General features: G+C 32.3%; 12 protein-coding genes. All 12 read right to left on the bottom strand.

Annotated elements, in window-relative coordinates:
• Positions 1-5: 5 nt before the first annotated feature.
• The gene (locus ACSSV5_RS11190; RefSeq protein ID WP_454245932.1) at positions 6-1,298 is read right to left on the bottom strand and encodes a DUF3570 domain-containing protein; all 1,293 of its coding nucleotides are present in this window, start codon (positions 1,296-1,298) and stop codon (positions 6-8) included.
• Positions 1,299-1,315: 17 nt separating this feature from the next.
• Positions 1,316-1,528, bottom strand: a complete 213-nt coding sequence (locus ACSSV5_RS11195) for a DUF4266 domain-containing protein (protein WP_211066781.1) — start codon at positions 1,526-1,528, stop codon at positions 1,316-1,318.
• The gene (locus tag ACSSV5_RS11200; RefSeq protein ID WP_454245933.1) at positions 1,525-2,511 is read right to left on the bottom strand and encodes an FAD:protein FMN transferase; all 987 of its coding nucleotides are present in this window, start codon (positions 2,509-2,511) and stop codon (positions 1,525-1,527) included. Before ACSSV5_RS11200 ends, ACSSV5_RS11195 begins: the two co-directional genes overlap by 4 nt.
• Complete coding sequence (locus tag ACSSV5_RS11205; RefSeq protein WP_211066783.1) at positions 2,501-2,929, bottom strand: thioredoxin family protein; 429 nt, start codon at positions 2,927-2,929, stop codon at positions 2,501-2,503. Before ACSSV5_RS11205 ends, ACSSV5_RS11200 begins: the two co-directional genes overlap by 11 nt.
• Before the next feature lie 73 nt (positions 2,930-3,002).
• A complete protein-coding gene (locus ACSSV5_RS11210) occupies positions 3,003-4,379 on the bottom strand; it encodes an ATP-binding protein (protein WP_454245934.1) in 1,377 nt (458 codons plus the stop codon).
• Complete coding sequence (locus tag ACSSV5_RS11215) at positions 4,376-5,056, bottom strand: response regulator transcription factor (protein ID WP_211066785.1); 681 nt, start codon at positions 5,054-5,056, stop codon at positions 4,376-4,378. The genes ACSSV5_RS11210 and ACSSV5_RS11215 overlap by 4 nt, the downstream gene beginning before the upstream one ends.
• A 100-nt stretch (positions 5,057-5,156) precedes the next feature.
• Entirely contained in the window at positions 5,157-5,462 is a 306-nt protein-coding gene (locus ACSSV5_RS11220) for a type II toxin-antitoxin system RelE/ParE family toxin (RefSeq protein ID WP_211066786.1), read from the bottom strand.
• On the bottom strand, positions 5,443-5,670 hold the full coding sequence (locus ACSSV5_RS11225) for an addiction module protein (protein ID WP_211066787.1): 228 nt from the start codon (positions 5,668-5,670) through the stop codon (positions 5,443-5,445). The genes ACSSV5_RS11220 and ACSSV5_RS11225 overlap by 20 nt, the downstream gene beginning before the upstream one ends.
• A 184-nt stretch (positions 5,671-5,854) precedes the next feature.
• Positions 5,855-6,994 (bottom strand): efflux RND transporter periplasmic adaptor subunit, encoded by a 1,140-nt coding sequence (locus ACSSV5_RS11230; RefSeq protein WP_211066788.1) that lies wholly within the window; start codon positions 6,992-6,994, stop codon positions 5,855-5,857.
• Between the two features lie 4 nt (positions 6,995-6,998).
• Positions 6,999-11,324, bottom strand: a complete 4,326-nt coding sequence (locus ACSSV5_RS11235; RefSeq protein ID WP_454245935.1) for a CusA/CzcA family heavy metal efflux RND transporter — start codon at positions 11,322-11,324, stop codon at positions 6,999-7,001.
• A 37-nt stretch (positions 11,325-11,361) separates the two neighbouring features.
• Positions 11,362-11,754: a hypothetical protein gene (locus ACSSV5_RS11240; RefSeq protein WP_211066790.1), complete on the bottom strand. Its 393-nt coding sequence runs from the start codon at positions 11,752-11,754 to the stop codon at positions 11,362-11,364.
• A gap of 115 nt (positions 11,755-11,869) precedes the next feature.
• Complete coding sequence (locus tag ACSSV5_RS11245; protein WP_454245936.1) at positions 11,870-12,088, bottom strand: PIN domain-containing protein; 219 nt, start codon at positions 12,086-12,088, stop codon at positions 11,870-11,872.
• Between the last annotated feature and the right edge of the window lie 75 nt (positions 12,089-12,163).

The following is a 12,163-nucleotide window of genomic DNA, read 5'->3' on the forward strand; positions in this document are numbered from 1 at the left end:
GTTAGTTATTTTAATGCTGAAAAGCTTAAACCAATAGAAGTAAAAAACGCATCAAAATTTTGAGATGTTCGTGAATATTGATTAAATTCTATATTGATGCTTTTCAAACCAAAACTGCCAACCCTAAATTTAGTTAAAGGATCATAATATTTGAAACCCAAACCATATTGATGAGCGTCGTATTCTGATAAATCATAATCTGAAGTGTAATATTCATCTGTCGAAAGTGCTTGATTAAATGCGTTAAAATAATCTGCAGAAGTTTGCGTATAAAAACGATAAGATGGATATAAAGTGTATTTTAAACCCAATTTTATGGGCAACTCAAATTCAATGGTATGAGAATTTATACCCCAATCATCGGTATAAAACCTGTAGTAACTTCTCAATATAAAATTTTCTGAGATATAAAAACTTGTTCTATTGGCCAAGGCAATTTTGAATCTTGAGTCTGGTAATTTCTCAACATCATTGCCGAGAGTAAAATCTTCAGCAACGCTATCTTCTATATCTGCAAACATCACCCTATGATGAGGTGTTGATAGCAAGCCATCTTGTAATATAAAATCAGAAATAAATACGGTTTGAATGCTTTTTGATAAAATTTGAGAAATGTTTAAACCTAAATTAAATGTATTTCTGTTTTCGTTATCAAATTGAGTAAAATTTGGTGCAAAATTTGTTTCACCAACAAAATCAAATCTATTGATATTAAATCCATCTCTAAATTCTATGGGGTAAATTGGACTCAAAAAATCTATAAAGACATTACCACGCAATTGAATTTCGGTGTTTTTTTCATTAAACAAGCGTGAGTAGCTACCGCCAAAGCCTATCGAAGTATAGTCATATTCATTGGCAAACGAAATATTTGTATTCCAAATGGTATTTCTATCGTCTGAAGAATGGCTGTAATTAGCCGATAAAGCTACCCAATTATCTTTTTGAGATTCTCCTGTAGATTCAACAAAAGGATCTGCTCGTCCATCGCCATCAAAAGGATCAATATTGCTTGAAGAAGCTGAAGTATAAGCAGAAACCGAAGCATCTATGGTTAACACATCATCGTCGTTGAGTGGAATTGCTACGTTTATGGTTGGTGCAAAATCTGTGAGTTCTTCTGTGCCACGACCACCTGTTACTGCAGCATTGTCGCCATCTTGTGAATAATAGCTAGATAAGACTTTGATTTCTGTTTGGTCTAAAACTCGTTTTTTGTATTCAGTATTGTCTTGTGCAATAGACTTCATAGAAATCCCGAGCATCAAAAGCCCCACTAACAAAATTTGATATTTCATATTTATTTTTTATTGTATTAATTACATCCACAACCACCACCTGTTTTGCCACCATTGGCACCTGCTGAAGCTTCTCTGTATGATTGAAAAGCTGATTTCATCTTGGCGGCATCACTTTGTGAAAGTTGCATATCAGGATCATTGATTTTGACTTTTTCGTATTCTTTTACTGCTACACAAGATGTAAGCGACAAAAAAACAATTGAGATTAAACTGATTTTCTTTATCATTTTGAATTAATTTTTATTTTATTTGAAAGCACCAATGTTCCATCATCTTTAACTATTATAGCTTCTACATCTGGAAGTTGGTTGATGAGATTAATACCAACTTCTTCGCCCATAACAAACATTGAAGTAGCCAGAGCATCAGCCAATTCAGCTTTTGGAGCAAAAACCGTTGCACTGATAATACCTTTGGTAGGCATACCTGTTCTTGGGTCAATAATATGTGCATAACGCTGACCATCAACTGTAAAAAACTTTTCATAATTACCCGAAGTAACAACAGCCTGACGATTCAAATCAAACAATCCGAAGTTTTTAGTTTTATCCATTGGGTTGGTAATAGCAACCTTCCAAGCCGAACCATCGGGTTGAGTTCCCCAAGTATTCATATCACCAGAAGCATTGATAATTCCAGCTTTAACACCTTTTGACATCAACAAGGCTTTGGTTTTGTCTGCAGCATAACCTTTGCCAATGGCACCAAAACCAATACGCATACCTTTTTGTTTTAGAAATACCGTTTGTTGTTTTTCATCGAGAATAATATTTTGGTAACCAATATTTCTAACGGAAGCCGTTATGACTTCTTTTTTTGGCAAAGTGGTTTCTCTTCCATCAAATGAAAATAAATGTTCAACAGCAGCAAAACTAATATCAAAAGCACCATCGGTGAGTTGTGATATGGCTTTTGAACGTTTGATCAGATCAAACAATTCTTTGTCAACTTTTACGGGTTTGATGCCGGCATTTCTATTGATTGCTGAAGTTTGTGATTCAGGTTTCCAAGACGAGATAAGTTTTTCTATGCGATAAATTTCACTGACGGCCGTATCAATATAAGCTTGAGCTATAGTTTTGTTTTGGGCTACAACCGTAATATCAAAATTGCTACCCATCAAACCCAGAGATCGTTTGTGAATTTCTTGTGCTTTAAGGTTTATAAAACTCAAAACACAAATAAACAAAATTGTAAATTTAGTATGCATTTATGGCTTTTATATATGCTTGAGGATCAACATTTTCATAACCAAGTTGATTGAGCACCTTGCCATTAGCATCCATCAATACAACAAGAGGAAAATATCCTTTCGGGTTGTAATGTTCAGCTAACCATTTGTTGTGCTCTTGTTGGTCTTTTGGAAGTTGATTTTTTTTAAAACGCGGAAAATCTGCTTTCAACAAAACTAAGTTGTCCTTAGCATAATTTTGAAATACTTCTGAAGTCCAGATTTTCTTTTCAAGCTTTATGCAAGGTGCACACCAGTCTGAGCCAGAAAAAACTAATAATATTTGTTTATTTTCATCTTGAGCTAATTGCTTGGACTTATCAAGATTTGATTGCCAATCTTGGGCACTCAAGGTCAAGCTAATGAATAAAACAGAAAGTTGGAAAACAAGTTTCATTTTATGAATGTTTTTATAAATAACGCATTTTTTTTTTAATCTTAATATCTACAACATAAATCTTAAGCTAATCTTAAGTTTTAAAATATAAACTAAACCTTGTTATTCCATTTTCAGAAATCACATCTATAGGTATATCAAGGGCTTCTGCTGCTTTCTTAACAATAGCTAAACCTAAGCCATAGCCTATTTCTGAAATTTCGTGATTTTTGTTTCTGTAAAATGGAATAAAGATTTCTTCTAAATCTTCTTTTGAAATTTCAGGACCATAATTTTGAATAAATACAAAAAACCCATCAGAAACATCTTTTGAAAACACACTGATTTGAGATTTGACATCTGCGTATTTTACGGCGTTGGAAATCAAATTATCAAAAATTAAACTCAAGAAGCTTTTTTTAAGATAAACCGTTTTATTTTTAAGGTTTTTATCAAGGTCTAAAACCAAATTTTTTGAAACAATAGGGCGTTTATAATCTGTAAACAATTGTTCTAAGAGTAAATACAAATTAATGTTTTCAAAATCTAAATGTCTATTTAATTTATTGATTCGTGCGAGAATTAGCAATTTTTCAACGGCATCGGTCATTTCGTCAATTTTATGTATGGCTTTTTGCACTTCTCGTCTGTATTCTAATTCTGTTCGTGGTTTTCGCAATAAAATTTCTAAATTACCTTTCATAACAGACAGTGGCGTTCTTAATTGATGAGACGCATCTGCAGTAAATTGTTTTTCGCGTTTTAAGCCTTCATCAATGCGGTCAAGAAAATCGTTAATAGCTACTGAAAGAGTTTGCAACTCATCTCCATTTTCTACCACACTTACACGTTTGTCAAGATTTCCTGTATGAATTTCACTTACCCGATTGGCTATTTTTGTAATCGGTTTTATGGTAATGTTTGAAATAAGTTTAGAGGTAAAAAAAGTAATGATGAGTAAAATAGGATAAATGATCATCAACATATCCTGTAGAGCGTCTAAAACCAATTCGGTATCTCCAAAAGACGTGGCAATGCCAATATAACCAGCAACTTGGCCAGAATGTTGTAATGGAATTTGAATTTGCCTTATAGTATTATTGTTTAATACTTTATTTGTGATAAAGGTTTCATTTTGAGACAAATCAAACTCTAAATGTTGACTGTGTAAGTTTGTTGACTTGTCTATAGATTGACCATTTTTATCTACTAATTCAACAAACAATGGATAAACTTCTACTTCAACATGCTCGCGTTCTAACCATTCTTCTTTGTAAGCAAAATAAATACTGTCTGGCTTTACTTTAATTTCATAAATATGTTTTTGAGCTTCAAATTCTAACTTTTGGTCAATTTGTAATAAACTTTGTTTTTTTACACTTAAATAAATCACGACAAAAACCACCAATGATATACTGGCTATACCTATGACAGAATAAAAAGCGATGCGATTTTTAATAGATATTTTCATGATGCATCAGCCATAAATCCAACACCTCTGACAGTTTTAATCAACTCATTTTTTTTGAGGTTTAGTTTTTTTCTTATCGCATTCATAAACACGTCTAAAACACCAGAATCATAATCAAAATTAATGTCCCAAACATGCTCCAAAATAGCATTGCGTTCACAAACTTTGCCTTTATTTTGCATTAAATATTTTAAAAAATTATACTCTTTTTCGGTTAAGTTAATTTTATTTTCATCACAAAACACTTGGTGTTTACTCACGTTCATTTTGATATGACCTAATTCTAAAATATCATCTATGTTATAAAAAATACGCAAATGGGTTTCTATGCGGGCGAGAAGTTCTTCAAAGTTAAACGGTTTTTTGACATAATCGTTTGCACCACTTTTTAAGCCATCTATGGTGTCTTCAATGGTGTCTTTTGCTGTTAAAAAAATAATTGGAGCTTTAAACTGTTTTGCTCTAAGGGTTTTGCAAACTTCAATGCCGTTTAATTTTGGCATCAACCAATCTAACAAAATCAAATCAACACTGTTTTTTAAAGCCATTTCTAAAGCTTGTTTTCCATCTTTGGCTACTAAAACTTGATATTCTTCTTCCTGAAGACCTTGTTTTAAAAAATTTACAATTTCTTGTTGATCTTCAGCAATAAGGATTTTAAAGCTTGAATTTTGCATTTTGAAATATACAGATTTTTATTGACATTTATTTTTCAACCAAATCAAAAAAACGTATCTTAAAAAGCATTACTAATAGTTCTTATTGTGCAGTCATATTTTATTTTCGCTCGTTCCATATTTCAGGATTTCTACTCGTATGAAATATCGCAATCACTTGTATAGAAGTATTAATAATTCGATAATAAATCACAAATGGAAATTTTTTAATGACATATTTTCTTACATCTTTATGAGCTATAGGAAAAGTAACGGGGTTTTCTTTAATATTCTCAAAACCAAGTTTTATTCTTTGAAAGAAAGTATCAGCAACTTTGGGATTATTCTCATAATAAAATTCGTATGATTTATCTAAGTCCAATTCTGCTTCATCTGATAATTGAAGACTAAACGGCTTTGTTTTCATACTTCTTTTTAATCAAATCCCAATTTTTAAAAGTCGTTTCTCCGTTTTCAATTTTTTGCAATCTTTTATCAAGTAAATCTCTATGTTCTGCTGGTAGCTCATGCAATTCTTCTTTTACATTAACTATCTCGATATAATCAATCTCTTTGATTAAATTAAGAAATGTAGTTATTTTACTCTGCTCCTTTATATTAACTGTAATTTCCATGACAATTCATTTAGTTCAAATATACGGATTTAAAATATTAATCTCAATTTTGGTAATATTAAAATTATTAAATTCATATTCAAGATTTTGTTTGAGAAAATTGACAATTTCTACTTGACCTTAAGCTATTTGGTTTTGAATATTTGACTCTTGCATTTTTAAATATAAATTTTTCCAGTTGACTTTATTTTTCAACCAAATCAAAAACGCCTTGGGTTAGAAATCGGTCAGTGTTTTTAATCGTAAATTCGCTTTGCAAAGCTCGTCTATTTCTTTGTTCAGCTGAGTTTTGGACTTCAATAAATTCAAAGATGAAAGCGTCTTGGGTATCTTCTTTTAGACGCAAAACTTTTAAAGTGTTTTCAGTTTCTACAAAGGCTGAAGCAGGCAAACTCAAGTGAACTTGTGGATTATTTTTAAAATAAGCTTCCACAAACATACCGACCGAAAAGTTGTGAGACTCATCAACAGGATGTGCATGCACGCGAACAGTGCGATTATCGTTAATTTCAGCACCGACCAAATGCACATAAGCCTTAAAAGTTTGATCAGATACTTCAGGGATTTTAAATTCTAAAGTATCGCCAACATTTACTTTCATAATATCTTTTTCAAATACATTTAATTCTAAGTGAATATGTTCGGTATCCAAAATTTCCATCATCATTGTTGATGGTTGAATATGCATTCCTTTTGAGACATTAACTTTTGAAATCTTACCTGAAATCGGGGCGTAAATATTGATTTGTTCTGAAAAATTTCCATCTAAAACCTGATTGATGCTAACATTCATCAATTCTAAGGTGCGGCGTTGTCCTTTGACTTTTGCAGATAGGCTCATATAATCGCTTTTGGCTTTTTGAAAAACCTTTTCTGACACGACATTGTCATTAAACAAGTTTTGTTTTCGTTCAAATTCGGATTCCAAATAATTGAGTTGATTGTAGTTTTCAACAAAATTTTGTTGTAGCTGAATAAAATCTGGATTGGTTAATTGAATGAGTAAATCGCCTTTTTTAACTTCATCACCGATTAAAAGATGCGTTTCGCTGACAAATCCGCTAAAAAAAGAACTCACTTCTGCCCTATTTTCTGGTGGCACATCTATCATTCCTGTGGCTTTAAAACGCTCAGCAAACACTGCAGAATCAGCTTTTTCAATTTTAAAATTACCAGATTTAAACTGGGCTTTGGTCAAAACAATTTCATTATCGTTTGTTTTGACTTGTTTATCTTCACTTGGTATTTCGTTTTCAGTTGAATTGTTACACGCAAATAACATGAGTGATAAAAGACTAAGAATATAAATATTTAGATTTTTCATGATATTAGTTTAAAAGTAAATAATTGAGTTGAATAACAGTTGTGTTGTAATTGGATAATACATCCATATAATTCAGTTTGATTTGCATAGCATTATCAACACTTTGCACATATTGAAAAAAATCGATTTCGCCATTTTTGTAGCTACTTTCAGTGGTTTTTAGTATTTCTTCAGCCACTTGAAGTTGGGTGGTTTCAAAGCGGTTCAAATTTTCTGATTGCGTGGTCAAGGTTTGTAAAAGTTGATTTTGTTTGCTTTCAAGATTTAACCTGGTTTGCTCAAAATTATATTGAGCGACTTGTTTTTGAATATTTTTAGATTTGATTTTAGCTTTATCGCCAAAAAACAATAAGGGGATTTTTATACCCAATTGATAACCATCATAATTTTTATCAATAGCAGAATTGTTTTTGATGAAATAACCCGCATAAAAATCGGGTAGTAATTTGTTTTTTGCCAATTTCCATTCATTTTTAGCCAGTTCAACTTGGGCTTGACTTAAATTAAGATCAGGTTGATTTTCTATATTGATAAAATCGATATCTAAACGCTTAAGTTTTGCATTCTCAACACTGATTTCACGGTCTGTTTGCACTAAGTTTTGCAGTTGAATTTGATTATTTTGCAATTGGTTATAAAGTATTGTCAACTGATTTTGAATTTGACTTTGTTTAGATTGTGCGGTTATTTTTTCTAAATAAGTTGATTCGCCTTCTTCAAATCTTCGTTTAGCCATTCTATAAAAATCAGTATAAATACTGTCTAAATATGTATAAATTTGAAGTTTTTGTTGCAAAATAATATGATTTTGATAGGTCAATTCTAAATTTTTGAATTGAGTTCGAGTTTTTAAATCATAACTTAATTCACTGATTTTGGTTTGAGTTTTATTGCGTTTTAAGCGTTTGCCATAAACTGTAGGAAATTCAAAATTTTGAACGCCACCCCATTGGTATAAAGATTGATTGGCTATGGGGTCTAAATCAGCTTCGTCATAATTATTAAACAGCTCTAGTTTGCTAAATTGAAACGCCTGACCTTGAGCTGCTTTTTGACTTTCTATATTTAATTTTGAAGCTTTTAAGCCTTTGTTATTGTTGAGCATTAAGGTTTTTAAACTATCAATACTTTGTGCTTGAGAATTAAATGTAAAACCTAAGCCAATAATAATCAACCAAATACTGGGTTTTAGTTTGAAAGATTTCATATTAAATTTTTTATTTTCTATACTGGAATAGAATACGGGTAAAATGATTAATGTCAGTAATGTAGAAGTGATAAGACCGCCTATTACCACTGTGGCTAAAGGGCGTTGAACTTCTGCACCGGCACCTGTTGAAATTGCCATTGGCAAAAAGCCGAGTGCTGTTGCACTTGCTGTTAATAATACAGCACGCAATCTATCTTGAGTGGCCAGGATGATATTGTTTTTAGTTAGACCTTTACCTTCTTTTTTGAGCTCTTTAAAATATTCTACTAAAATAATTCCATTGAGCACTGCAATACCAAACAAAGCAATAAAACCAACACCTGCTGAAATACTAAACGGCATATCTCTTAACCAAAGTAAAAAAACACCACCAACTGCAGAAAATGGAATGGCTGTAAAAATCAAGAGTGTATCTTTTAATGTTTCAAGAGCAAAATATAGCAAGATAAAAATCAAAGCTAAAGCAATAGGCACAACGATTTTGAGACGTTTTAATGCACTTTGTAAATTTTCAAACTGACCACCGTAAGTTATATTATAGCCGGTTGGTAGTTCTAAATCTTTGTTGATAATAGCCTGACAGTCTTCTACAACAGACTGCAAATCTCGATTTCTCACGTTAATTCCTACCACAATACGGCGTCGAGTTTGATCTCTTGAAATTTTTGCAGGACCTTTATCATAAGCTATATCTGCAACTTCATTTAAAGGAATCTTACCATTGTTTGGTGTATCAATCATTAAATTTTTTAAATCTGACAGCTCATTTCTGCTTTCTTTTTTAAGCCTAACCACTAAGTCAAAACGTCTTTCACCTTCAAAAACAACACCTGATTTTAAACCTGAAAATCCTGCAGTAATCACATCATTAATGTCTTGAATATTTAACCCATAACGGGCAATTTTTTGGCGATTATATTTGACGGCCATTTGTGGTAAACCGACAATTTTTTCAACAGAGATATCGCCAACGCCTTCAACATTTTCAACCAAACTTTTGACTTCGTTGCCTTTTTGAGCCAATATCTGTAAATCCTCACCAAATATTTTAATGGCAATATCTGAACGCACGCCTGTGATGAGTTCATTAAAACGCATTTCTATAGGTTGAGTAAATTCCAACTCCATATTAGGGATGATACTCAGTTTCTCTTTAATGAGCTCTGCAAGTTCTTCCTTAGTTTCAACAGAAGTCCACTCACTTTTGGGTTTAAGCCGAACAATGACATCTGAATCTTGCATCGACATCGGGTCAGTTGGCACTTCAGCAGCACCAATACGAGAGACGATTTGGCTAACTTCAGGAACTTCATCAAGGAGTATTTGCTCAATCCTTGTGGTGCGTTTGACTGTGCTTTCTAAAGATTTACCTGTTTTTAAAATAGGTTGAATCACAAAATCTCCTTCATCTAAAGTTGGCACAAACTCACCACCCATTTTGGTGAATGTAAAAACAGCAAAAGCAAGCAATAAAACTGATGAAATCAATATAAAACCTCTGTGATGTAATGCCCATCTTATACTAGGAAGATACAGTCTTTTAATCGTATTGATCAAACGTGCAGAAAAGTTTTTGTGCTGCAGTTTTGACGGTTTCAAAAACCAAGAACAAGCCACTGGAATCCAAGTAAAACACATAATAATAGCACCGATAAGTGCAAAGCAAAACGTCATTGCCATAGGTCTAAACATTTTACCTTCTACACCAGTCAAGGCCAGAATAGGAATAAATACAATCAAAATAATCAACTGTCCAAAAATGGCAGAATTCATCATTTTGGAAGCACCGCTAAAAGTGATTTTATCTTTTAATTCTTTGATTTTGTCAGTTTCAGTAAAACTAAATTCTTTTGACCGTTCTAGCATTTTAAAAGCGACAAATTCTACAATAATCACTGCACCGTCAATGATGATTCCAAAGTCTAAAGCTCCAAGGCTCATCAAGTTGGCATCAATATTAAAAATGTACATCAAACTAATGGCCGTCAAAAAACTCAAAGGAACCACAGAAGCAATTATCAAACCTGAACGCCAGTCGCCAATGAGTAAAATCACAATAAACATAACGACTAAAAATCCAAGTGAAAGATTTTCAAATATAGTTGTTGTGGTTCTGGCAATGAGTTCACTTCGATCTAAAAATCCATTGATGTATATGCCTTCTGGAAGTGAGCTTTGAATTTCTTCGATACGTTTTTTAACGCTTTGAATGGTTTTGTTTGAATCAGCACCTTTAAGCATCATCACTTGACCTAGTACTTTTTCGCCTTCGCCGTTGCCAGTTATAGCACCAAATCTTGGTGCGTGACCATAATTTACTTCTGCGATATCTTCTATATAAATAGGTTGACCATCTCTATTTTCAACCACAATATTTTTAATGTCATCTAAAGATTTCAGCAAACCTTCACCTCTTATAAAATAGGCTTGGTCATTTTTTTCAATATAGCTTCCGCCAGCAACACTATTGTTTTGCTCTAAAGCCTTAAAAATACTAGAAATACTGACATTTAGGGCTTGCAATTTATCCGTAGAAAAAGCCACTTCATATTCTTTTAAAAATCCACCCCAAGTATTGATTTCAACCACACCAGGAATACCAGCCATTTGTCTTTTTACAATCCAGTCTTGGATGCTACGAAGTTCCGTAGCGGTATAATTGTCTTTAAATTCATCTTCAACTTCTATAGTATATTGATAAATTTCGCCTAAACCCGTTGAAATTGGTCCCATAAAAGGTTTGCCAAATTGTGCGGGAATTTTCTCCTCAGCGGCTTTTATTTTTTCAGCTATGAGTTGGCGTGGTAAATATGTGCCGAGTTTGTCTTCAAAAATGATAGTAACAACAGATAAACCAAATTTTGAAACTGAACGAATTTCCTTAACTCCAGGTAAATTCGACATTTCTATTTCAACAGGATAAGTGATAAATTGCTCGACATCTGCCGTTGAAAGATTACGAGAAGTTGTGATGACTTGAACCTGATTATTAGTGATATCGGGGACAGCACCAATACTAATGTTGTTAAGACTATAAATGCCAAAGCCACATATGCCAACAATTAAAAGTAAAATGAAAAATTTAGATTTTAAACTAAATTCAATAAGTTTAGATAACATAAATTAATATTTTGATTGATAAAAAGAAAAAATGAAATTAACTCCTATCAAAATATTTAGGTGGTTGAAAGGCTTCACCTAAATGTGTAGAAATATAATCGTCTTGATAATTAAAATTTGAATGTTTCTGCGTTTCAAACTCCAAAGGTTCAACTTTGATCTCGCTGAAATTCACAAATACAATTAAAACCTGTGCAGAATGAATATCACCAAAAGGTAAATTTTCGTGACCATCATGTGTATTTTGATGTTGAGCTTTACCACTGCCGTAGTGCAAATCTAAAAAAGTCAATAAATCATCATCAAACTCTTGCTGATGAGTTTGGTAATGCGACCAAAAGTCATCAAATTTTGATAAACTATCTGGATTGATTCCAATAGTCTGAATACCTATAAAAAAAGATAATATGTAAACAGCTATGTTTTGCATAATGCAAATATACAACAAGATACAAAGCATAAACTTAAGATTGGCTTAAGTCAGAAATATTTGTAATGGGTATAGATAAACGACTTTTGGCTTTAAAATTTTCAATAGATTTAAATCACCGTTTATTAAAAGCAAAATCTAAGCCTTGGGTGATATAATCATGAAATTCTCGGTCAGAAGACACCAAAGTCAATTTTTCGGTTATAGCATGTGCAATAATGGCGTGGTCGTTTGGGTCGTTGTGGTTTTTAGCGATTTTTAGTTTAGAAACAGTATCAATATGATACGTAGTGAAGGGAAGTATTTTAATGTATAGGGAATCTCTAAAAACCAAATTTCACTAAAAAACATCAAAAATAATTATTTTATATGATTGATATTTAGTATTTTAGCTGGCATTATGAAGCGA

The organism is Psychroflexus sp. MBR-150 (assembly GCF_053628795.1).

Bases quoted from the DNA above. Each gene is read 5' to 3' on its own strand.
- ACSSV5_RS11190 (WP_454245932.1), bottom strand. From the start codon at position 1,298: ATGAAATATCAAATTTTGTTAGTGGGGCTTTTGATGCTCGGGATTTCT.
- ACSSV5_RS11195 (WP_211066781.1), bottom strand. From the start codon at position 1,528: ATGATAAAGAAAATCAGTTTAATCTCAATTGTTTTTTTGTCGCTTACA.
- ACSSV5_RS11200 (WP_454245933.1), bottom strand. From the start codon at position 2,511: ATGCATACTAAATTTACAATTTTGTTTATTTGTGTTTTGAGTTTTATA.
- ACSSV5_RS11205 (WP_211066783.1), bottom strand. From the start codon at position 2,929: ATGAAACTTGTTTTCCAACTTTCTGTTTTATTCATTAGCTTGACCTTG.
- ACSSV5_RS11210 (WP_454245934.1), bottom strand. From the start codon at position 4,379: ATGAAAATATCTATTAAAAATCGCATCGCTTTTTATTCTGTCATAGGT.
- ACSSV5_RS11215 (WP_211066785.1), bottom strand. From the start codon at position 5,056: ATGCAAAATTCAAGCTTTAAAATCCTTATTGCTGAAGATCAACAAGAA.
- ACSSV5_RS11220 (WP_211066786.1), bottom strand. From the start codon at position 5,462: ATGAAAACAAAGCCGTTTAGTCTTCAATTATCAGATGAAGCAGAATTG.
- ACSSV5_RS11225 (WP_211066787.1), bottom strand. From the start codon at position 5,670: ATGGAAATTACAGTTAATATAAAGGAGCAGAGTAAAATAACTACATTT.
- ACSSV5_RS11230 (WP_211066788.1), bottom strand. From the start codon at position 6,994: ATGAAAAATCTAAATATTTATATTCTTAGTCTTTTATCACTCATGTTA.
- ACSSV5_RS11235 (WP_454245935.1), bottom strand. From the start codon at position 11,324: ATGTTATCTAAACTTATTGAATTTAGTTTAAAATCTAAATTTTTCATT.
- ACSSV5_RS11240 (WP_211066790.1), bottom strand. From the start codon at position 11,754: ATGCAAAACATAGCTGTTTACATATTATCTTTTTTTATAGGTATTCAG.